17 protein-coding genes and 1 pseudogene are annotated in these 22897 nt (G+C 66.7%); 10 read left to right on the top strand and 8 right to left on the bottom strand.

Going from position 1 to position 22897, the window contains the following annotated elements:
* Positions 1 to 9: 9 nt before the first annotated feature.
* Positions 10 to 486, bottom strand: a complete 477-nt coding sequence (locus ACN8ZM_RS30985; RefSeq protein ID WP_420211692.1) for an OsmC family protein — start codon at positions 484 to 486, stop codon at positions 10 to 12.
* Positions 487 to 617: 131 nt separating this feature from the next.
* On the opposite strand from ACN8ZM_RS30985, the gene ACN8ZM_RS30980 reads away from it, so the two are divergent.
* Entirely contained in the window at positions 618 to 1259 is a 642-nt protein-coding gene (locus tag ACN8ZM_RS30980; RefSeq protein WP_420211691.1) for a GntR family transcriptional regulator, read from the top strand.
* 215 nt (positions 1260 to 1474) lie between these two features.
* On the opposite strand, the gene ACN8ZM_RS30975 is transcribed toward ACN8ZM_RS30980, so the two are convergent.
* The 5 genes and pseudogenes from ACN8ZM_RS30975 to glcC all read right to left on the bottom strand — a co-directional run bounded on the left by ACN8ZM_RS30975 (position 1475) and on the right by glcC (position 8152).
* The gene (locus tag ACN8ZM_RS30975) at positions 1475 to 1927 is read right to left on the bottom strand and encodes a GtrA family protein (protein ID WP_420211690.1); all 453 of its coding nucleotides are present in this window, start codon (positions 1925 to 1927) and stop codon (positions 1475 to 1477) included.
* Positions 1924 to 3432, bottom strand: a complete 1509-nt coding sequence (locus ACN8ZM_RS30970) for an NAD(P)/FAD-dependent oxidoreductase (RefSeq protein WP_089451556.1) — start codon at positions 3430 to 3432, stop codon at positions 1924 to 1926. Before ACN8ZM_RS30970 ends, ACN8ZM_RS30975 begins: the two co-directional genes overlap by 4 nt.
* Positions 3433 to 3534: 102 nt before the next feature.
* Positions 3535 to 5559 (bottom strand): hypothetical protein, encoded by a 2025-nt coding sequence (locus ACN8ZM_RS30965; RefSeq protein WP_420211689.1) that lies wholly within the window; start codon positions 5557 to 5559, stop codon positions 3535 to 3537.
* A gap of 1105 nt (positions 5560 to 6664) precedes the next feature.
* A pseudogene (locus ACN8ZM_RS30960) lies at positions 6665 to 7108 on the bottom strand (DUF6306 domain-containing protein); the annotation flags it as partial.
* Between the two features lie 273 nt (positions 7109 to 7381).
* A complete protein-coding gene (glcC, locus tag ACN8ZM_RS30955; RefSeq protein ID WP_043186328.1) occupies positions 7382 to 8152 on the bottom strand; it encodes a transcriptional regulator GlcC in 771 nt (256 codons plus the stop codon).
* Positions 8153 to 8371: 219 nt separating this feature from the next.
* On the opposite strand from glcC, the gene glcD reads away from it, so the two are divergent.
* The 8 genes from glcD (at position 8372) to ACN8ZM_RS30915 (ending at position 19187) form a co-directional block, all read left to right on the top strand.
* Complete coding sequence (gene glcD, locus ACN8ZM_RS30950; protein WP_420211688.1) at positions 8372 to 9871, top strand: glycolate oxidase subunit GlcD; 1500 nt, start codon at positions 8372 to 8374, stop codon at positions 9869 to 9871.
* The gene (gene glcE / locus ACN8ZM_RS30945; RefSeq protein ID WP_420211687.1) at positions 9871 to 10947 is read left to right on the top strand and encodes a glycolate oxidase subunit GlcE; all 1077 of its coding nucleotides are present in this window, start codon (positions 9871 to 9873) and stop codon (positions 10945 to 10947) included. The genes glcD and glcE overlap by 1 nt, the downstream gene beginning before the upstream one ends.
* A gap of 23 nt (positions 10948 to 10970) precedes the next feature.
* Positions 10971 to 12191, top strand: coding sequence for a glycolate oxidase subunit GlcF (gene glcF / locus ACN8ZM_RS30940; RefSeq protein WP_420211686.1), 1221 nt, complete (start codon positions 10971 to 10973; stop codon positions 12189 to 12191).
* Positions 12192 to 12211: 20 nt separating this feature from the next.
* The gene (locus ACN8ZM_RS30935; RefSeq protein WP_175023729.1) at positions 12212 to 12616 is read left to right on the top strand and encodes a GlcG/HbpS family heme-binding protein; all 405 of its coding nucleotides are present in this window, start codon (positions 12212 to 12214) and stop codon (positions 12614 to 12616) included.
* A gap of 46 nt (positions 12617 to 12662) precedes the next feature.
* Positions 12663 to 14837, top strand: a complete 2175-nt coding sequence (locus ACN8ZM_RS30930) for a malate synthase G (RefSeq protein ID WP_420211685.1) — start codon at positions 12663 to 12665, stop codon at positions 14835 to 14837.
* A 579-nt stretch (positions 14838 to 15416) separates the two neighbouring features.
* Complete coding sequence (locus ACN8ZM_RS30925; protein WP_420211684.1) at positions 15417 to 16979, top strand: sensor domain-containing diguanylate cyclase; 1563 nt, start codon at positions 15417 to 15419, stop codon at positions 16977 to 16979.
* A 148-nt stretch (positions 16980 to 17127) separates the two neighbouring features.
* Complete coding sequence (locus tag ACN8ZM_RS30920) at positions 17128 to 18513, top strand: cache domain-containing protein (protein ID WP_175023726.1); 1386 nt, start codon at positions 17128 to 17130, stop codon at positions 18511 to 18513.
* A 29-nt stretch (positions 18514 to 18542) separates the two neighbouring features.
* On the top strand, positions 18543 to 19187 hold the full coding sequence (locus ACN8ZM_RS30915) for a response regulator (protein ID WP_043186307.1): 645 nt from the start codon (positions 18543 to 18545) through the stop codon (positions 19185 to 19187).
* Positions 19188 to 19240: 53 nt separating this feature from the next.
* Here the strand turns inward: ACN8ZM_RS30915 and ACN8ZM_RS30910 are convergent, their stop codons facing one another.
* Positions 19241 to 20761: an MFS transporter gene (locus ACN8ZM_RS30910; protein WP_420211683.1), complete on the bottom strand. Its 1521-nt coding sequence runs from the start codon at positions 20759 to 20761 to the stop codon at positions 19241 to 19243.
* Positions 20762 to 20906: 145 nt separating this feature from the next.
* On the opposite strand from ACN8ZM_RS30910, the gene ACN8ZM_RS30905 reads away from it, so the two are divergent.
* The gene (locus tag ACN8ZM_RS30905; RefSeq protein ID WP_420211682.1) at positions 20907 to 21545 is read left to right on the top strand and encodes a TetR/AcrR family transcriptional regulator; all 639 of its coding nucleotides are present in this window, start codon (positions 20907 to 20909) and stop codon (positions 21543 to 21545) included.
* 47 nt (positions 21546 to 21592) lie between these two features.
* On the opposite strand, the gene ACN8ZM_RS30900 is transcribed toward ACN8ZM_RS30905, so the two are convergent.
* Positions 21593 to 22821 (bottom strand): IS3 family transposase gene (locus tag ACN8ZM_RS30900; protein ID WP_089449955.1). Its coding sequence is split into 2 segments (ribosomal slippage): positions 21593 to 22453 and positions 22456 to 22821, totalling 1227 coding nucleotides; the frame shifts between segments, so codons are not numbered across the junction.
* Positions 22822 to 22897 lie beyond the last annotated feature (76 nt).

The following is a 22897-nucleotide window of genomic DNA, read 5'->3' as shown; positions in this document are numbered from 1 at the left end:
GTGTCGGCATCACGCGGCGGCGAACACGACGACCGGTTCGCAGCGGATCGGAAAATTGACCGAGTTCGCGATATAGCACTGCGCGTGCGCGTCATGATGCAGATGTTCCGCCCGCTCAAGATCGTCGCCGGCCTGGATCGTCACGTGCGGGCGCAGCACGATTTCCGTGAAGCGGCCCGCATCGGGGCTGTCGATCATCGTGCCTTCCGCGTCGTCGACATAGGCGAGCACGCGGATCCCCGCGTCGGAGCACAGATGCAGGTACCAGAGCTTGTGGCACGCCGATGCCGACGCCAGCAGCAGGTCTTCCGGATTCCAGCGCGCGGCATCGCCCCGAAACGCCGGGTCCGACGAACCGGGAATGTCCGGCTTGGAACCGGCCCGGATCACGTGATCCCGCCCGTACTCGCGATACCCCGACGTGCCGGTGCCGCGATTGCCCGTCCACTCGACTGCGACGCGATATGTGTGTTCGCCAGATGCCATCTCGCTCTCCATTGATGTGGGTTGCTTCGACCGGGCCGGATTGCGTTGTGCGTAGCCCGCCTGTGCCCGCCATTTTGGCACTGGATTCCCGTTTGGTATACCATTATTCCAAATTGACGGAACACGCAGGCATGGAAGCCAAACTCGATTCCACGGCGGACGCCGTGGCCGCCTCGTTGCGGGACATGATCATCAACGGCGAACTGGAAGCCGGCGAGCGGCTGGTCGAGCGCGACCTGGCCGACCGGTTCGGCATCAGCCGGATTCCGATGCGCGAGGCGATCCAGCGCCTGGAGCGCGATGGATTGCTGGACATCTTCAGGAATCGCGGCGCTGTCGTGCGCATGCTGACCGCGTCCGACGTGCAGGAAATCTACGACCTGCGCACGCTGCTCGAAGGGGATGCGATCTACCGGAGCGTGAAGCGGCTCGACGACGAGACGCTTGCGCGCGCCGAACTCGTCCATCGCCTGCTCGGCGATGCGGCCGTGGCGCGCCGGCAGGGCGAACTGAACCGCGAATTCCACGCGCTGCTGTATTCGTGCTGCGGCAACGCGCGGCAGTTGAAGACGATCGCGGAACTGCGCAGCCAGGTCGAACGGTACGAGCGCCTGCAAGCCACGCTGCTCGCGGATACGCCTTCGTTCCAGGTCGAGCACGAGGAGATCCTGCAGGCGTGCCGCGACCGCAATGCGCGTGCGGCTCGCTCGATGACGGTCGCGCATCTCGAATCCGCCAGGCGCATCGTGATGCGGCTCGTCGAAGGCGGGTGAGGCCGACGGTACGTTTGCCGCTTGCACCATGCGGCGCGGCTGCATCGCCGAAGTTCTGCACCGTGCGGCACGACAACGTAGTCTGGCTCGCGCGCGGCATGCGTGCGCCGATCGCCGGGCACGGCATCCCGGTGCGCTCGACCGAAGAGCGGGTCGAGGGTCACTCCGGGGGCTGGCCGCGATCGTTCGCGAACGTCAACACCCTCCGCCCGCCCTCAACGCACCGTTGCCTTGACACACACGTCCCGGTCAACACCCTGGCGCTCGGTCGCCAGAATCGCGGCCGTAGCACGCGCGCCCGGCACCCGGAATACGGCGACCCTGCGGATCAAATACAGCGTGACAAAACTGACCACGACCGCGATCCACTTCGCGGCAATATTGCCGAGCAGTGTCGCCGCGACGTGCACAATGCCGCCGGTCAGCAGCGAACCCAGCCCGCAGCTCGCCGCGAACAGCAGCGCCTCGCCGATCTGCCGGCGGCCGGTCGCGTCCGAGTGGAACACGAAGCGGCGCGAAAGCACGTAATTTACGATGCCCCCGATCAGGTACGCCATCCATGCCGAAATCCCGGCATCGATCTGCATGGCCGAGCTCAGTGTGAGGAAGAGCGACCAGTCGGCGACGAGCGACAAGGCACTCACGAAGAAATAGGCGGAAAACATCATTTCTGCCCCCACTGAACCGTGCGGGTCGGGACAGCGCGCAACCCCGATGTACTGACTTGCGGTTCACTACCGCTCTCGTGATATTCCGCGTCCTCGTTGACGGCCCAGACGTCGCGAAGCTTGTACCCGGCGACGATGTTCTCGACGGTCAGCATCGCGGTCATCATTGCATGGTCCTGATTGTTGTACTTGTGCATGCCATTACGGCCGACGAGATGCAGGTTCGGATAGTGCTCGACCAGATCCGCGCGGACCTGATCGACAATGTCGCGATAATCGTCGTCGTACACGGGGTACGCCTTCGGCTGACGAACGACGCGCGATCCGCGAATCTGATCGCGGGTCGCAAGACCGACTTTCTCGAGTTCATCGATCGCGAGTTCGGTGAGATCGGCATCGCTGCTTTCCCACATCGAATCGCCATCGAAGCAAAAGTACTCGAGCCCGAGGCAGCCGCCGGTCGTCGCGTCGGGCACCATCTCAGGCGACCACGACGCGAAATTCTGGATGCGCCCGACCTTGACGGACGGGTCGTGGATGTAGATCCAGTTGTCCGTGAACGTGGCAGGCCGGTCGAGTATCAGCGCGACCGTGATGAAGTCTCGATACTGCAGCCTCGACGCGGCAGCCGCGGATGACGGACGGGGCGAAATCGCGTTGAGCGTTTCGCGCAGCGGCGCGGTGCACACCACGTCACGCGCGCTGATGCGATTGATCTGGCCGTCCTTGCCGACGGTTTCGACGAGCCAGCGCCGCGCGCGACTGTCGTATTGCATCGCGCCGGCCGCTTGTCCCATCATCAGCTGTCCACCCTGATCCTGAAATTTCCGGGCGGCAGCTTCCCACAACATGCCGGGGCCGCGGCGCGGGTAGTGGAAGGATTCGATCAGGGTCTTGACGTCGGTCTTGCTCGACCGGATGCCGAGTGAGCGTTTGACGGCACTGACGATGGCGGTAGACAGGCTCAGGCCCTTGATGCGCTGCGCGGCCCAGTCCGCCGAAATCTCGTCGCACGACATGCCCCAGACCTTTTCCGTGTAGGTCTTGAAGAAGATCGAGAACAGCCGTTCTCCGAATTGATTGGCGACCCACTGATGAAAGGACTTCGGGTGCGGGCACGGCTTGATACGCGCGGCGAGGTACGAAAGCACGCAGCGCGTACTTTCCACGATGCCGAGATTGAGCAAGGCCTCGATTCCGTCGAGCGGGTAGCGGTAGAACTTGTTCCGGTAGAAGATGCGCGAGCTGCGTGGCCGCTCGATGAAGTCGTCCGGGAGCAGTTCGTGCCACAGTGCGACAACGTCCGGGGACTTCGAGAAGAAGCGGTGTCCCCCGATGTCGAAGCAGTGACCGTCGAACTGTTCGGTCCGACTGATGCCGCCGACATAGCGAGGATCTTTCTCGACGAGCGCGACCGAAAGGTCGGTCTGCTTGGTCAGAAGATAGGCGGCGGTGAGGCCGCCCGGGCCCGCGCCGATGATGAGTACGTCAACCGACTGATCCATGTTGTCACCCCGAGTCTCAAGTCGCTGGTCCATTGACTGTTGTATCGGCCGCTCCAGCCAGGCGGCAAACGCGCTGTTGAATCGATGCTTTGTATTTCCCGTTCAAACGTCGTGCACTTGCGCATGGCGAGGCCGAGAGGCCCCGCCACGGAAAGCAGTCGGCGGTCGTGCAGGCACCACGGTCTTCTGGCTGGCTGGTGGCGCGTGCACCAATGACGCTTCCTGACCGGCGGCCGTCGTCCTGATGCTGCGGCAGTCGTACAGCCAGACCGTGCTGTTGGGTTCGGGCGACCAGGCGTAGCGTGTCGCCAACTCCGGGTAGCGCTGATGCGACACGATGAAATCCAGCACCGGGTCTGCACAGATGTGCCGGATGCCCGCTCGGGTCAGCGGAAGGTATTCATACTTGGACACGAATACGGTCGACTTTGGGCCCGCGTCGTGGTTGCCGCGAGGCCGGGCCGCGTACGGGTCCTGCTTGATCAATTCGAGCCGCCGTAGCGCCTCGAAGGTCGTCCGGCGGTGGAAGATCAGACCCGCGGCCTGAGCCGGCGAGTAATAGCTCGATGTCCTCATCATCAGCCACGGATAGACGACTTCGTCTGCCGGGCCGTCCCAATAGACGATGTTGCCGCGCGCGACCGTACCTTCGAACGGCGCAAAGTCCGCACGGTCGGCGCCGGCTTCCATGATCTTGGTGGGCTCCGAGCGCTGGTCGATATTGACGAGTCCGTATGCGGCGAAAGCGGCCAATATCACCGGCAGCCCGACGACCGCGATTCGCTTGTGCGACAGATTGAGCACCGCGAGCAACGCGACCAGCGTGACGACGAGGTGCGTGTGAATCAGTGTTTCGAGCCACGGGAGGTCGAGCATCACGCTACCGGTTGGATACTCGATGCGACAGACCTGATACGCGCCCTGGAAGACGATCCAGACGATCGCGGCAACGAGCGTCACCCCGATCCGCGTATAGCGAAGCGCCGGGGCGAAGTCGCCAGGCAGCGCCCTCGGGGCGCGGAGCGCCGGCCAACGGGCTGCCGCGTGGAGCGCCGCGGCAATGGCCAGCGCGACGATCCCGCCGCCGACGTCGATCAGTAGCCAGCAGATCGCCAGCAGCCAGATCAGCGTCGGCCGCGCGTGGCGCTCGCGTCGCACGAGCAAAATGGCCGCAGGCCATTGCATCAGCGTCAGCAGCCACAGCACGCGCCAGGGCTGCAGCTGTATCCAGACCGCGTCCTGTCCAGTCAAGTCCGCGATCGTGGTCAGTGCGACGCCGGCCACACCGATCAGCGTGAGCGTCGACCACTGGGTTCGGTGATCCTGCACTCGCGTTGCACAGAGCATCGCGGGCATGGCGATCGCCCAGCACGCTTTGCTCCATGCATTGACCGACCACAAGGTCGGGAACAGGAAGGGCACGTTGTATTGCGCAATCGACCGCCATGCCGGATCGAACGGATACAGGTGCATTGCCTTGAACGCCGGCATCTCGACGACGGCGAAAGCGATCAGCGCGAGCGGCAATAGCCGCCACCACTTCACGCGCGGCATCCGGTCGAGTACGACGAAGACCAGTGAAACGCCGCCGATCAGCGGGTGAACGGCCGTTGCGACGAGTGCCAGTGCAATGGCCATGCGATACCGGCGATCGAGCATCAACGCAATCGCCCACAGGCCCAGGGCTTCAGCGGGAAGCCGGGCGGTGAGAAAGCCTTCGTCGTACGAGAAGATCAGCCCGGCGCCGTAATCGGACGGCATGCAGGCAATCAGGCACAACGAGAGCCAGTGCCACGGTTCTGGCAGCAGTCTCTTCGTCAGGCGCCAGATGCCGCTCCACCAGAGTGCCTGAGCGACGATCAGGCCCGCGAGATTGCTCGTTCGGAGTCCGAATGCCGAGACGATCTTCGCGAAGATCCGGCCGTAAATCGTCCACCGATCCTGGGAACCGTATTCAAAGAACAGGTCGTGCGAAAAATTCTCGGGATGCGCGTTATAAAGCGCCTGCGCGGTGTACAGGATCGCATCGTGCCGAATGCCCGTATAAGGATGCGTGATCAGGAACAGTACGGCCAGCGAAAGAGCAAGCGCGATGACCGAACAAGGGCGGTTCTCAGTCCGATTCATGATCGAATGAAAGACTTGTATCGACGATATTTCGTGAGCCGGCCATCCGCACGCGGCAGAACGAACCGCGTGGTTCCGGCGTCGCTGACCGCGGCGCGGTGCATCTGACGGCCCGAGCGCCGTTCAGGTGAAATGCCGGAGGGTGCTCAGGGCACTCGTTTCGGCCTGCAGTCCAGAGTCAGCGGTACGCAGACACGCATGCCGGTGAAGTGGGGGGCGGCATGGTGCGCTCGCGCGTGCGCCGGCGCCCGTTGCTTCCGATCGGGCGCGGATGCACGCTGGCATGTCCGGCATCGGGCGGAAGCCGGTTCCGGTGTGATCGTTGCTGCGCCGTTGCCCATCCCCGACGATGTCGCGATCGAGATCGTGATACTTGTTTTCATTGTGTCCCCCGATGCGTCCCCCACCGAAACAGTGCCGTTACCGGGGCGTCGGACGCGAACTTTGTCGAAATATTTGGTTGAGCGCCGGAACGGGAGATCCAGCGCATGTGGCGTGGAAGCATGGAGCGTGCCACGGCCGTCGGGGAGGACGTTTAGTCTGACGAGGGGGCGTCGATGCAAGCCGAGATGCCGGTCGTCGCGGAAAATGTGTCGGTCTTGAAACGGTCGGGAATAGCCGGATCGGCTCGACCATCGATCGCGCCGCTGCTGAATGCCAGCCGCGGGCACTTTCCGATCGGTTTCAGTCCTGAATCGGTGACAGGCAAGCGCGATGGCGAGACCGTGCCGGTGCAAGCCTCGCATCGGTGCCGGAGCTGGCCGCCAGGCGGCACCCGTGACGGGGATGACGGTAATCGGCGGTTTCGTCGGACCGTGTGCGCATGGGGCGCGACCGGACAACCGGAAAGAGCTTTATGTTGCAGAGTTGAAACGTCGTGGCCGGTCGGTCGGCCGGTCAGCGCTTCGGTCGGAGGGGCGAGCGCCCCAGGTATGGAACGAAGCCGCCCTACGAAACCAGGCGACGGTTTCGACGGACGCAGGTTTTGCCAATGGCCGATGACCTTGGGATCCCGCCGGGCCCAAAGTCCGCAATGGGTTGAATCCTCAGTCGACAAGCAACATCGACGTCAATCGGCGAGGAACCTTTCTCCGGCCCGCCGCAGCTACACCGTCCCCGGCTCGCCGCCCTTGATCCGCAACTGCACATCAACCGACCCGATGTTCTTCTCGTGCGACACGAGCATCTGCGTAAGCGCATGGTGCATGTCCGGCTGCGCGAGCGTCGGCAGCAACGCCTGCAACTTCCGCACGACCCACCGCTGGCCGCGATTCAAGAACGCCAACCGCTCCGGCAAATCGTCGATCGCCATCGCCTTCTCATAGAACGCACCCGTGGCATGCGTCGGCGTCGCATCGAGCGACCGAATCGCATCGACCAGTACTGCACACCAGTGCGCCTCATCCTGCCGAATACCGGCCACCAGCCGATGAAGTTCGGGATCGCCGATTTCCGCCGCCGTCTCCGACGCAACCCGCGCGCCGGCGCGCTCGGCTTCCAGCAGTTCGTTCAGCAACGCAAGCAACGCGTCGCGCTGCGCATCGGCGGATTGGTCTGCCGCGTGGGCGGGACGGGCGTCGTGCCCGTCGTCGTGGGTCCGGTTCGACATGCGATGTCCTCCGTTTCGGGAAGGGTGGCGCACCGGTTCGTCCTGCGTGATGCCGTCAGGCACTGCTCACGCGACGGCGTCCACGCATCGTGGCGGACGACAGCGGGCCACACGAAGAATGGCTCACAGTCTGACATAGCCATGTGACACGCGTCGCGAGACGGCCCGCTGTGCGTGACGCGCATCAAGACACAGCGCAACGCGCGGCCGACCTCACGTCCATCCTTCAAGCCTCAACGTCGACCGCACGAGCCGCTGCTCTTCCTGTTCGATCTCCCGCAGATACTCGACGCACTGACGAATATGTTCGCTCGCGGCTTTGCGCGCCTGATCGGGCAACCGCCCGGTCACCGCGTTATAAAGCCGCGCATGCTGGCGGTCGATCTGCTTCTTCAACGGCTCACGGTGATAGAGATTGTTCACCGACGCGAACACCGAACTGAGCAGCAGATCCGTCAACGACTGCAGCGTATTCACCAGCACCGGGTTATGCGACGCCTCGCAGATCGCGAGATGAAACGCATGATCGAGCTTCGCGCGCGCAGCCGGGTCGAGATCCTGTGCGTCGGCCGCCGTCATCTCCTCGTAGCGACGCTTGATCAGGATGAAATCGGCCGGCGTGCCGCGCAGCGCCGCGAGCCGCGCGGCCTCCGTCTCCAGCATCCCGCGCACCTCGAACAGGTCGTACAGCGTGCGCGGCTGCGAGCCGAGCAGATGCATCATCGGCGTGATCTCGCGTTGCGGGGTCAGGCTCGCAACGAACGAGCCCTTGCCGTGCGTGGTGTCGATGATCCCGCGCGCGCGCAGCAGCTTCATCCCTTCGCGCACGGCCGTGCGCGACACGCCGAGCTTCTCGGTCAGCCGCCGCTCGGACGGCAGCGCCTGTCCGGCCTTCAGCACGCCGTCGACGATCAGTTTCTCGATGCGCTCGGCAACGACGTCGGCCACGTTCCGCGCCGGGCCCGCTCGATCCTGCATTTCCATACTGGTATGACCACTTCGGAAAGATATCGGAGATTTTCCCACAAACCCTTGTCGTCATTCAGTTTCATGGCAATCGATCCAGCCGCTTCGCGGCCCCTCGATAAAAACTGGTATGACCACATTCGCGACGTCTGGACACACGCGCGCCGCCCGCCAAGAATCCATCCCTTCCGGCGTGCCGCGCGTCGCGCAGCCGCCTGCATGGTGGAGACAACCCCGATGAGTTTCACCTACGACGAACGGATCGACGGCCCGCTGGCGACCGTCGACCGCAACACGCTCGTTGCCGCGCTGCACGCGGCGGCGCCCGGCCTCGACGTGCTGCACGAACGCGAGGCGCTCAAGCCGTTCGAATGCGACGGCCTCGCCGCGTACCGCACGGTACCGCTCGCGGTCGTGCTGCCCGACACGGTCGAGCAGGTGCGCGCGGTGCTGCGCGTCGCGGCCACGCTCGGCGTGCCGGTGGTCGCGCGCGGCGCGGGCACCGGGCTGTCGGGTGGCGCCATGCCGCTCGAGAAGGGCATCCTGCTCGTGATGGCGAAGTTCAACAAGATTCTCGAGATCGACCCCGATGCCGGCATCGCGCGCGTGCAGCCCGGCGTGCGCAACCTCGCGATCTCGCAGGCGGCCGCGCCGTACGGCCTCTACTACGCGCCCGATCCGTCGTCGCAGATCGCGTGCTCGATCGGCGGCAACGTCGCCGAAAACGCGGGCGGCGTGCACTGCCTGAAATACGGGCTCACCGTGCACAACATCCTGAAGATCGAGATCCTGACGATCGACGGCGATACGCTCACGCTCGGCGCCGACGCGCTCGACGCCCCCGGCTTCGACCTGCTCGCCTTGTTCACCGGCTCGGAAGGGATGCTCGGCATCGTCACGGAAGTCACCGTGAAGCTGCTGCCGAAGCCGCCCGGCGTGAAGGTGCTGATGGCGAGCTTCGACGACGTCGCGGAAGCGGGCGCCGCGGTCGCGAAAATTATCGGCGCGGGGGTGATCCCCGGCGGCCTCGAGATGATGGACAACCTCGCGATCCGCGCGGCCGAAGATTTCATCCACGCGGGCTACCCGGTCGACGCGCAGGCGATCCTGCTGTGCGAACTCGACGGCTCGCCGACCGACGTCGAAGAAGACGCCGAACGCGTCGCCGCGCTGCTGCGCGACGCGGGCGCAACCGAGATCCGCGTCGCACGCGACGAAGCCGAGCGCCAGCGCTTCTGGGCCGGCCGCAAGAACGCGTTCCCGGCGGTCGGCCGCATGTCGCCCGACTATTACTGCATGGACGGCACGATCCCGCGCCGCGAGCTGCCGCGCGTGCTCGAAGGCGTCGCCGCGCTGTCCGCCGAATTCGGGCTGCCGGTCGCGAACGTATTCCACGCGGGCGACGGCAACATGCACCCGCTGATCCTGTTCGATGCGAACCGGCCCGGCGAACTCGACCGCGCGGAAGCGCTCGGCGGCAAGATCCTCGAGCTGTGCGTCGCGGCGGGCGGCAGCATCACCGGCGAGCACGGCGTCGGGCGCGAGAAGATCAACCAGATGTGCGTGCAGTTCAACGCCGACGAAATCACGTTCTTCCACGCAGTGAAGGCCGCGTTCGATCCGCAGGGCCTGCTCAATCCCGGCAAGAACATCCCGACGCTGCACCGCTGCGCCGAATTCGGCGCGATGCACGTCCATCACGGCAAGCTGCCGTTTCCCGAACTGGAACGCTTCTGATGCGACGCGAAATCGAATCGATCGACGACAGCGCGGCGCTCGTCGCCCAGGTCGACGCCGCGATCCACGACCGCCAGCCGCTGCACATCCGCGGCGCCGGCACGAAGGCGTTCCTCGGCCGCCCGGTCGAAGGCCGCGCGCTCGACGTGCGCACGCATCGCGGCGTCGTCGCGTACGACCCGACCGAACTCGTCGTCACCGCGCGCGCGGGCACGCCGCTCGCCGAACTCGAAGCGATGCTCGACGCGGCCGGCCAGATGCTGCCGTGCGAGCCGCCGTCGTTCGGCGGCGCGGCAACGGTCGGCGGCATGTTCGCGGCGGCGCTGTCGGGCCCGCGCCGCCCGTGGGCCGGTGCGGTGCGCGACTTCGTGCTCGGCTGCCGCGTGATTACCGGCCACGCAAAGCACCTGCGCTTCGGCGGCGAGGTGATGAAGAACGTCGCGGGCTACGACGTGTCGCGCCTGCTCGCGGGCAGCTTCGGCTGTCTCGGGGTCGTGACCGAGGTGTCGCTGAAGGTACTGCCGAAGCCGCGCGCGACCGGCGATCTCGCGTTGCCGCTTGCCGTGGACGAAGCTGTGCAGCGTGTCGCCGCATGGCGGCGCGCGGGGCTGCCGCTCGCGGGCGCATGCCACACGGACGGCGTGCTGCGGGTGCGAATCGAAGGCGGCGAGGGCTCGGTGAAGGCCGCGCGCGACACGATCGGCGGCGAGCGCATGGACGACCGCGACGATGCGTTCTGGGCACGGCTGCGCGACCTTGCGCTGCCGTTCTTCGACGATCCGCGCCCGCTGTGGCGCGTGTCGGTGCCGGCCGCCGCGCCGCTCGACGCATTGCCCGGCGCGCTGCTTGCCGACTGGGGCGGCGCACAGCGCTGGCTGAAGAGCGACGCCGCACCGGCCGACGTGCAGCGGTTCGCCGCGCAATGGGGCGGCCACGCGACCTGCTTCACGCCGGGCACGACACGCGAGCCGTTCCAGCCGCTGGCGCCCGCGTTGTTGCGCGTGCACCGGCAGCTCAAGGCGCAGCTCGACCCGCATGCGATTTTCAATCCCGGCCGCCTGTACGCCGATTTCTGACGCGAACCCGATCCCGACCGCCGATGCAAACCAATCTCAGCGAAGCAAGCAAGGCCCTCGCCCGGGCCGACGAAGCGGAAGCGATCCTGCGCGCGTGCGTGCACTGCGGCTTCTGCAATGCGACCTGCCCGACCTACCAGGTGCTCGGCAACGAGCTCGACGGGCCGCGCGGCCGCATCTACCTGATCAAGCAGCTGCTCGAAGGCGAACCGTGCGGCGAACGCACGCAGCAGCACCTCGACCGCTGCCTGACGTGCCGCAACTGCGAGACGACCTGCCCGTCCGGCGTGCGCTATCACACGCTGCTCGACATCGGCCGCGCGGAAGCCGAGAAACGCGCGCAGCGGCCGGCACGCGAGCGCCTGCTGCGCGCGGGGCTGCGTCACGTCGTGCCGCGCCCGGCGACGTTCGCCGCGTTGCTGAAGGCCGGCCGCGCGCTGCGCCCGCTGCTGCCCGGCACGTTGCAGGACAAGATCCCGGCCGCGATCCCCGCCGCCGCACCGCGCCCGCCCGTGCGCCATGCACGACGCGTGCTGATGCTCGAGGGCTGCGTGCAGCCGTCGCTGTCGCCGAACACCAATGCGGCCGCCGCGCGCGTGCTCGACCGGCTCGGCATCAGCGTGAGCCCGGCACGTGAAGCCGGCTGCTGCGGCGCGACCGAATATCACCTGAACGCGCAGGATGCGGGCCTCGCCCGCGCACGCCGCAACATCGACGCATGGTGGCCCGCGATCGAAGCGGGTGCGGAAGCGATCGTGCTGACGGCGAGCGGCTGCGGCGCATTCGTCAAGGAATACGGCGACCTGCTGCGCTCCGACCCCATCTATGCGGAGAAAGCACGTCGCGTCAGCGCGCTCGCGCGCGATCTCGCCGAGGTGATCGCGGCCGAGCCGCTCGACGCGCTGGCCGGTTCGACGCCACGCCGCATCGCGGTGCACTGCCCGTGCACGCTGCAGCACGCGCAGCGCCTCGGCGGCACCGTCGAACGCATCCTGACGCAGCTCGGCTTCGATCTGACGAATGTCGCCGATGGTCATCTGTGCTGCGGCTCGGCCGGCACGTATTCGCTGACGCAGCCCGAGCTCGCGACGCAACTGCGCGACAACCGGCTCGACGCGCTCGAAGCCGCGCGGCCGGACCTGATTGTCACGGCCAACGTCGGCTGCCAGACTCACCTGAACGGCGCGGGCCGCACGCCCGTGCGCCACTGGATCGAGCTCGTCGACAACCACCTCGTCAACTGACCTGATTCCGGAGGATTGCCATGCAGACGAAACCCGAACTCGAACTCGCCGATGCCGACCGCATGCTTGCCGCCGCCCGCGCGGAAGCGGAACGCCACGGCTGGGCCGTGTCGATCGCCATCGTCGACGACGGTGGCCACCTGCTCGCGTTTGCGCGCCTGGACGGCGCATCGCCGGCCACCACCTATATCGCGCAGGACAAGGCGCGCGCGGCGGCGCTCGGCCGGCGCGAGACGAAGGCGTATGAGGATATGATCAACGGTGGCCGCACCGCGTTTCTCAGCGTGCCGCTGACGGGGTTGCTCGAAGGCGGCGTGCCGGTCACGGTCGGCGGCCGGATCGCGGGCGCGATCGGCGTGTCTGGCGTAAAGTCCGAACAGGACGCGCAGATCGCCCGCGCCGGCACACAAAGCGTCGCGGCATAACCAGCCCAAGCCGCGCGCGAATCTTTATTCCCCGGGAGGATTGACGATGATCGACCAAGCAGGACTGCAAGTCGCGCCAGCGCTGAGCCAGTTCATTGAAAACGAAGCGCTGCCGGGCACCGGCATCGACAAGGCCGCGTTCTGGAGCGGTTTCTCGGCCCTGGTGCACGACCTGGCGCCGCGCAACCGCGAACTGCTCGCGGAACGCGACCGCCTGCAGCAGGAACTCGACACCTGGCACCGCGCGCACCCCGGCCCCGTGCGCGACCACGCCGCGTATCGCGCGTTCCTCGAACAGATCGGCTACCTCGTGCCGGTTCCGTCGAACGTCGCGGCAGCCACCGCGAACGTCGACAGCGAGATCGCCACGCAAGCCGGCCCGCAGCTCGTCGTGCCGCTGTCGAACGCGCGCTACGCGCTGAACGCCGCGAACGCGCGCTGGGGCAGCCTGTACGACGCGCTGTACGGCACCGATGCGCTGCCGGAAGACGGCGGCGCCGAACGCACCGCGACCTACAACCCGACGCGCGGCCAGCACGTGATCGACTACGCGCGCAACGTGCTCGACAACGCGGCGCCGCTCGCCGGCGCGTCGCACCGCGACGCGCTGCGCTACCGCGTGCAGGACGGCCAGCTCGCCGTCGAAACCGCGAAGGGCGTCGTGCATCTCGCGCAGCCGGCGCAGTTCGTCGGCTACCAGGGCACGGCCGACGCGCCGTCCGCGATCCTGCTGAAGCACAACGGCCTGCACCTCGAGATCCAGATCGACGCGTCGACGCCGATCGGCCGCGCCGATCTCGCGAACGTGAAGGACGTCGTGCTCGAAGCCGCGGTCAGCACGATCATCGACTGCGAGGATTCGGTCGCGGCGGTGGACGCCGACGACAAGGTCCAGCTCTACCGCAACTGGCTCGGGCTGATGCAGGGCACGCTGGTCGAGGAAGTCGCGAAGGGCGGCAAGACCTTCACGCGCCGCCTGAACGCCGACCGCGAATACACCACGCCCGACGGCGGCACGCTGTCGCTGCACGGCCGCTCGCTGCTGTTCGTGCGCAACGTCGGCCACCTGATGACCAACGGCGCGGTGCTCGATCGCGACGGCAACGAGATTCCGGAAGGGATCCTCGACGGCGTCGTCACGGTGCTGTGCTCGCTGCACGACCTGAAGGCGAAGCGCAACTCGCGCACGGGCTCGATCTACATCGTGAAGCCGAAGATGCACGGCCCGGTCGAAGTCGCGTTCGCCGATACGCTGTTCGCACGCATCGAGGATCTGTACAACCTGCCGCGCAACACGCTGAAGATGGGCATCATGGACGAGGAGCGCCGCACCAGCGTGAACCTCGCCGCGTGTATCGCCGCAGCCGCCGCGCGCGTGGCGTTCATCAACACCGGCTTCCTCGATCGCACCGGCGACGAGATGCACACCGCGATGGAAGCGGGCCCGATGATCCGCAAGGGCGACATGAAGTCGTCGGCATGGATCCAGTCGTACGAGCGCAACAACGTGCTCGCCGGCCTGTCGGCCGGCCTGCGCGGCCGCGCGCAGATCGGCAAGGGCATGTGGGCGATGCCGGACCTGATGCACGCGATGCTCGAACAGAAGATCGCGCATCCGCGCGCCGGCGCGAACACCGCCTGGGTGCCGTCGCCGACCGCCGCGACGCTGCACGCGCTGCACTACCACCTGGTCGACGTGCAGGCCGTCCAGCAGGAACTCGAGAAGACGCCGTACGCGAGCGAACGCGACACGCTGCTCGAAGGCCTGCTGACCGTGCCGGTCGTCGAGCGTGCCGCGTGGAGCGAGGCCGAGATCCTGAGCGAAGTCGAGAACAACGCGCAGGGCATCCTCGGTTACGTCGTGCGCTGGGTCGAACAGGGCGTCGGCTGCTCGAAGGTGCCCGACATCCACGACGTCGGCCTGATGGAAGACCGCGCGACGCTGCGCATCTCGAGCCAGCACATCGCGAACTGGCTGCGCCATGGCGTGATCACCGAGGCGTTCGTGCTCGACGTGTTCAAGCGGATGGCGCGCGTCGTCGACCAGCAGAACGCCGGCGACCCGAACTATCGCCCGATGGCGCCCGGCTACGACCAGTCGACCGCGTTCAAGGCCGCATGCGCGCTCGCGCTGCAGGGCACGTCGCAGCCGAGCGGCTATACCGAGCCGCTGCTGCATCGGTTCCGGCTCGCGTTCAAGGCGGAACAGCAGGGCGCGTAAGTATCGGCGTGCTGCGGGCTTCCGGCATGCCGGGTGCCCGTATGCCGGGTGCCCGTACCTGCTTCACGAAACGGGCGGCCGTCATGGCCGCCCGTTTTCATTTTCGCGCGCGCCCGGCGGTTGAAACGAATAATCGGCGTATATCGCATCCCTTCATTTTTCGCGTTCGAGTGCCGTTAACCGGATGGAAACGGCAGCGGCATGCCGCGCGCCACGGCCGCTCTTGCCGCAAAGCCTTGTGCCGGAACGCTCTGCCCGATATTCGCAAGCCCGGCATTTCACTGTAATTTGATCCGGATCAACGATCCGCAACATTTTTCGCGCGTACGGACGCGCGCGCTATACTCCGATGGATTCGCGCTGCCCGATTCGCCGGATCGCCGAATCGGCGCAGATGTCACCTGTGAATACTTGATTTACCGGTATATCTGGCCGCGATTACCGATAATCGGTGTCCATTTTCTCCGCCGGCCGGCAGGAAGGCGTCGGAATGGCCGCGTAACGGATCGCCGCCGGCACGTCATACGAACCATCGCATCGGCCCGCCTCCCGGCGGCAATGCCCATCGATCCACGGACCATGGCAGAAACCGACTACGCAATGCCCAGCGAATCCGGCCTGACGAGCCGTGTCGCCGCTCATCTGCGCCGGTTCCTGCTGCCGCACCTGATCTTCTATACCGGGCTGCTGATCGCGCTGATCCTGCTGCTCCTGTGCGGGATCGTGCTGTACCAGGGCCGCATCGACGCACGCGACCGCTCGGCCGCGATGCAGCAGAATCTCGCGCTGATGGCGTCGTGGGACATCGAGCGCAACATCGAGATCTATTCGCTGTCGCTGCAGGCCGTCGTCGAAGGCGAGAACGACCCCGATGTCGTCAAGCTGCCGATGCCGCTGCGCCGCCAGGTGCTGTTCGACCGTGCGACGACGGCCAAGTACCTCGGCGGCATCTACGTGCTCGACGCAAAGGGCGACATCGAGGTCGACGGCAAGAGCGACGTGCCGCGCAAGGCCAACTTCGGCAACGAACCGTACTTCAAGGTGCACCGCGACCGCCCCGACGTCGGCCTGTACGTCAGCCCCCCGTATCATTCGCGGCTGCGCGGCGGCTCGCCGAGCATCGCGCTCAGCCGGCGCATCACGCGGCCCGACGGCTCGTTCGGCGGCGTCGCGGTGATGTCGATCCGGCTCGAATATTTCCAGAACCTGTTCTCGCGCCTGTCGCTGGGCGATCGCGGCTCGATCGCGCTGATCAACACCGATGGCCAGATGCTCGCGCGCGAGCCGTACGATCCCAAGATCGTCGGCCGCGACATCAGCCGCGCCAGCACGTTCCGGCGCTTCATGACCGCCAGCGAAGGCAGCTTCGCCGATACCGCGTCGATCGACGGCGTGCGGCGCCTGTACGTGTTCCGGCACCTCGACCACCTGCCGCTCATCATCATGATCGCGCGCTCGGAAGCGGACACCTACGCCGCGTGGTACGACCGTGCGATTCCGATCGGCACGGTGATGGTCGTGCTCGCGATCGGCTTCGTCGGCCTGTCGCTGCTGCTCGACGTGCAGCTGCGCAGACGCCACCGCGCGGAAACCGAGCTGCAGGCGCTCGCGCGCACCGACGGCCTCACGGGCCTCGACAACCGCCGGATGCTCGACGTCACGCTCGCGCGCGAATGGCGCCGCGCCGCGCGCTCGCAGCACGCGCTGTCGCTGCTGTTCATCGACGTCGATTACTTCAAGCGCTACAACGACACGCAGGGGCACCAGGCCGGCGACGACGCACTCGCCGCGGTCGGCCACTGCATCGCCGGCTGCCTGCGCCGCCCGGCCGACTATGCGGCGCGCTACGGCGGCGAGGAGTTCGTCGTGGTGCTGCCCGACATCGACACGGCCGGCGCGGTGACGATCGCCGAGGCGATCCGCACGGGGATCCTCGATCTCGGCATCCGGCACGACGCCGGCACGTCCGGCCGCCTGACGGTGAGCATCGGCGTGACCACCAGCTATCCCGAACGCGACGACGACATGCAGGGTGCGCTGAAGCTGGCCGACGACGCGCTGTATCGCGCGAAGGAAGGCGGGCGCAACCGCATCGTCGTGCACGCAGCCGCGGCCGGCGGCCTCGCGACGCGGCAGGCCTGAACGGGCAGCCGTCGAGCGGCGGCGGGGCGGCCTCTGGGCCGCCGTCGCCTCCCGTGCGCAAAATCGCCGACAATGTCGCCTCGACACGCCGCCGCGCGACTGACGCGCCCGGCCGGCCCGCGCAGGTGCGCGGCCGCTTCGCACCACCATGAGACTCAAGGCAAAGATCTTCCTTCTGGCCATCGTGCCGTTCCTGCTCGCGATCGCCGGCATCGGCTTCGGCGTGCGCCAGCAGGCGACGTCCCTCGCGCGCACGCAGCACGCGACGATCCAGGCCGCGTACCTGTCGAGCAAGGAAGTCGAGCTGAAGCACTACGTCGAGCTCGCGACGAGCGCGATCATGCCGCTCTACGACGCGAGCGGCCGCAACGCGCGCGACGACGCGATGCTGCGCACGCAGGCGCTCGCGATGCTGCAGAAGATGGATTTCGGCCCCGACGGCTATTTCTTCGTGTACGACCTGCACGGCAATGCGCTGATGCATCCGCGCGAGCCCGAGCGCGTCGGCCACAACTACTGGTCGATGCGCGACCCGCAGGGCGCGCTGACGATCCAGAAGCTGATCGGCACCGCGTCGAGCGGCGGCGGCTACGTGCGCTACACCTGGCAGCGGCCGTCGACGGGCCGCGTCGCGCCGAAGCTCGGCTACGTCGTCGCGCTCGAACGCTGGGGCTGGATGGTCGGCACCGGCATCTATCTCGACGACGTCGACACCGCGCTGCAGCGCATCGACGCGCGTGCGTCCGCGAACATCGAACGCACGATGAGCTGGCTCACCGCGATCGCGCTCACGGGCGCGGCGGCGATCGTCGTGTGCGCGCTGGTGCTGAACGTCAGCGAGTCGCGCAGTGCCGACGCGAAGCTCAAGCTGCTCGCGCAGCGCGTCGTCGAGTCGCAGGAGCAGGAGCGGGCGCGGCTGTCGCGCGAGCTGCATGACGGCATCAGCCAGATGATGGTGTCCGCGAAGCTGATGCTCGAATCCGCGCTCGCACGCTTCGAACGCGGCTCGGCACGCATGCCCGAGGCCGAGCAGGCGCTGGCATCGGGCGTCGTGCGGCTCGGCGACACGCTGCGCGAAGTGCGGCGCATCTCGCATGCGCTGCGTCCCGCAATGCTGGACGATCTCGGCCTCGCGGCGGCGCTCGAGCAGCTGGTGCGCGAGCTCGGCGCCGAAAGCGGCATCGACATCGGCTATACGCAGGTCGCGCACAGCGGCGCCCGGCCGCTGCCCGCGGCGGTCAACACCGCGCTGTTCCGGATCGCGCAGGAAGCGCTCAGCAACATCGTGCATCATGCGCAGGCGTCGCGCGCGGCCGTCACGCTCGACGTCGGCGCGCAATCCGTCACGCTGACCATCGCCGACAACGGCTGCGGCTTCGACGCCGAACGCTCGCAGGCCGACGCGCGCCGCGGCATCGGCCTGCGCAACATGCGCGAGCGCCTCGATGCGCTCGGCGGCATGCTGACGATCACGTCGCAGGTCGGCCACACGATCGTCGCCGCGCGCGTGCCGCTGCCCGGCACCGCGTCATGACGCGCCCCATCACAGGAGACCTTTCACGCATGAGCGCCCCCGACACCGCCCGGCCCGTCGCCCGACTGCTGCTCGTCGACGATCACCCGCTCGTGCGCGACGGCTTGCGGATGCGGCTCGAAGCGGCCGACCTGTCCGTCGTCGGCGAAGCCGGCAACGCCGACGAGGCGCTCGCGCTCGCCGCGTCGCTCGAACCCGATCTCGCGCTGATGGACGTCGGCATGAACGGGATGAACGGCATCACGCTCGCGGGCGTGTTTCACGAGCGCTTTCCGGGCATCCGCGTGCTGATGCTGTCGATGCACGACAACATCGAATACGTGACGCAGGCCGTGCGCGCCGGCGCGAGCGGCTACCTGCTGAAGGATTCGCCCGCGAGCGAGATCGTGCGCGCGATCGGCGCGGTGCTGGCCGGCCAGACGTTCTTCAGCGAAGGGCTCGCCGCGCGGATGATCCACGCGAGCGCGACCGCGTCACCGCTCGACCGGCTCACGCCGCGCGAACGCGACATCCTCGATGCGCTGGCGGAAGGGCTGTCGAGCAAGCAGATCGCGCAGCAGACCGGGCTGTCGGTGCGCACGGTCGAGACGCACCGGCTCAATTTGAAGCGCAAGCTGGAGATCGAAGGGCAGGCCGAGCTGATCAAGTTCGCGGTGGAGCATCGGCGAAGGTAGGCGAGCCCGACGCGGCGATCCGCGGCGAAAGGCCCGACCTGCCGCACGCCGGATCATTCCGGCAGTGAAGACGTCACGCACGCCGCCGCGCGCCCCGATTGCTTCTCCGATTCACGCCGCACCATCAGCATCGCCACAATCGCCATACTGAGGATTCCAGAACACAAAACCGCGATCGAAAACCCGTGCGCCATCGCCTCCCGATACGCACCGAGCAATTCCGGCCGGCCGGCAGCGAACACATGCTCCATCACGGCCTGCCGCGCGATCGTATCCGCTTGCGCACTCCCGGCCGCCTGCATCGCGGCCGTCATCCGGTGCAGCGCACCGATGCTCATCATGCTGCCGAGCACCGCGATGCCCATGCTCATCCCGGTCTGACGCAACGCGTTCATCGTCGCCGACGCCATGCCCGCGCGTTCAGCCGGCGCCAGTTCCATCACGGTCATGCCGGTCGCGGGCACCGCGAGCCCCATGCCGACCCCGAGCACCGCCAGCGCGACACCGACCGGCACATACGGCGTTCCCGCGCCGAAACCGGCCATGACCGAGAGCATCGCGCCGATCAGGCCATACCCGGCCACCATCAGCGTGTGCAACGGAATGCGCGCCGCGATGCGCCCGAACAGCATCGACGTGATCGCCGTCATCACGAACTGCGGCATCAGTTGCCAGCCGGCCTCAGCCGGCGTGCGCCCCTGCGCCTGCTGCAGGAACAGCGACAGGAAAAACAGGCTGCTGTACCCCGAGAACCCGAGCACGAACGACGCGAGATTGGCGCGCACCAGCCGCCGGTCGCGAAACAGCCAGACCGGCAGCAGCGGCCGCTCGACGCGCGTTTCGACCCGCACGAACACGACGAACGCCACCGCGGCGCCCGCCAGCGGCGCGAGCACCTTCGCGTGCGACACGCCGGCTTCGCCGATGCCGATCAGCCCGTACGTGAGCAACCCGAGCCACACCACGCTCAGCACCTGGCCGAGCGGATCGAACGCCGCATGCTGCGGATGCCGGCGCTCCGGAATGCCCCATGCGCCGAGCAGCACGGTCACGATGCCGATCGGCACGTTGACGAGGAAGATGTTCTGCCATCCGCCGTGCTCGACGAGCAGGCCGCCCACCAGCGGCCCGAGGATCAGCGCGAGCGCGCTGAACGCGGACCATCCGCCGATCGCGCGGGCGCGCTCGCGCGTGTCGGGAAACGCATGCGTGAGGATCGGCATCGCGCCCGGTATCAGCAATGCGCCGGCAAGCCCCTGGATCGCGCGCCCGATCAGCAGCGGCTCGATGCTGCCCGCACATGCGCAGACCACCGACCCGGCCGTGAACAGGATCACGCTGGCGAGCCACACGCGCTTGTGTCCGTAGCGATCCCCGAGCGGCCCGGCCGACAGCATGAACGCGGACAGCGCGAGCGCATACGCGTTGACGACCCACTGGAGGCCGCCGATATCGGTATCGAGCGCCGTCTGCAGCGTCGGCAACGCGACATTGACGATGCTGATGTCGAGCGTGGCGAGAAAGGTGCCGAGGCAGGCGGCCAGGACGAGTGCGGCGCGACGGTAGCGAGGCATGGCGGGCGGCCCTTCACGGGCATCGGGATGAGAATGATTCTCATCATATATATCGACTGACCGTCGGTCAATGGATTGCGTTGGCCGCGAGCGGGGGTGCTGGCCTAAACTGCGGGCTTTGCACGAACGGGCGTCGAGCCGCGCGATGACGGACAGGACAAAGGCAGGGACCACGACAGTGAAGGACGACGCGCCGGCAGGCAAGCCGCGCACGAAGCCGGCGGAAGTGCGCCTCGAGGAACTGATGGCGGCGGCCGAGACGCTGTTCCTCGCGCAGGGTGTGGAAGCGACGACCATCAGCGAGATCGTCGAGCACGCGCAGGTCGCGAAAGGCACGTTCTATCACTACTTCGAATCGAAGTCCGACATGCTCGCCGCGCTCGCGCAGCGCTACACGTCGTCGTTCCTCGACCGGCTGCGGCACGCGGTGGACGCGTGCGACGCCGACGACTGGCTCGCGCGCCTGCGCGCGTGGATCCGCGCCAACATCGAAACCTATGCGGCGACCTACCGCACGCACGACATCGTCTACGCGAACCACCATCACCACGATCGCGCGAATGCCGACAAGAACGCGATCCTCGAGCAGCTCGGCGCGATTCTCGACGGCGGCGCTCGGGCCGGCACCTGGCGGCTCGCGCATCCGCAGGTCACCGCGCTGCTGATCTATGCGGGCGTGCACGGCGCGACCGATCACATCATCGCGGCCCCGGAAACGGATCGTGCCGCGTTCGTCGATGCCGTGGTCGACGATTGCCTGCGGATGCTCGGCATCGGCGCGTGACGCGCAGCCAGCGCACAGTGTCAAGTCCTGGAATAGGTTGACAGTATTCACCCGCTAAACGCCCGATGCACCGCATCGGGCGTTTTGTATTTGAGGGCGGCATGGGGCCGCTCGCAGTTGTAGATGTTCACCGACTGTTCGACCATCTTTGCGGCCTGCTTGAGATCGGCCGGGCGATGCAGTAAGAACTCGCCTTTAAGGATGCCGTTGATCCGCTCTGCCAGTGCATTCTGATAGCAGTCGTAGCCATCGGTCATCGAGCAGCGCAGACCATGGCGTCGATGGATGTCCTGGTAATACGTCGAGCAGTACTGGATTCCGCGATCGGAATGATGGATCAACGGCTGGCGGCTTCGGCGCGTACGCAACGCCTTCTTGAGCGCCTGACTGACTTGCTCGGTCTGCAGGCTGTCATGGACGTGGTAGCCGACGATCTTGCGCGAGAACGCGTCGGTCACAAGGCTCAGGTACACGAACGGACCAGCGGTCGGCAGATAGGTGATGTCGGCAACCCAAACCTGCTCGGGGGCTTTCGGCACGATTTGCTCCGGGCCGGCTTTCAATAGGTTCGGATGGCGCCGGAAGCGGTGATGGCTATGGGTGGTCTTGTGATATGCGCGGTGTGGTGCGACCAGTAGGTGCGCGGTGCGCAGCACGTCGAACAGCCGGTCCCGCCCCAGCTTGATACCACGCTCGACCAGCGTTGGTCCGAGCAGATGATGCAGCTTGCGCGTGCCCAGCCTCGGTTGTCGCAGGCGGATGTTCTGTACCAGTGAGGTGACGGTCTCGGCTTGCGAGCAGCGATGAGCCTCGCTCTGGCAACGCTTGTAATACGCTTGGCGGCTGATGCCCATGTATCGGCAGGCCCGCTCGACGCTCAGCTTTTCGACCCGCCTTTGCGCGACGACCTGCCCGAAGGCTTTTTTACGGTGATCCCGTAGTCCTTGCGCATCACGTCGATCACCGCCTCGAACAGCGCGGCTTTCTCCTGCGCTTCTCGCAACTGCGTCTCCAACTCCTTGATGCGCTGCTCCGGCGTGAGCGGCTTCGAATCTTGCTTCGGCATGGTGGAACCTGATCGCGCACGACCGGATGGATCGGCCCAATCCTGCAAGCCGTGCTTACGTAACCATACCAGCACCGTCGAGCGGCCCTGAATGCCGTAGCGTCGCTGCGCCTCTTTGTAAGTCAGATCGCCTTTTTCGACTTGCACCACCACCGACAGCTTAAAAGCCAGGCTGTAGTCCCGCTGCGTCCGCTTGATCCCTTGCTCCATCTGGCACCTCCTCGCCTCAGCGAAAAAGTGTCAACCTATTTCAGGATGGGTCACAGCCATGAAAAAGGGCGCCCGA

This window comes from Burkholderia aenigmatica (assembly GCF_048627025.1).
Lineage (GTDB): Bacteria > Pseudomonadota > Gammaproteobacteria > Burkholderiales > Burkholderiaceae > Burkholderia > Burkholderia aenigmatica.
This window is presented reverse-complemented; position numbering and strand designations above follow the sequence as displayed.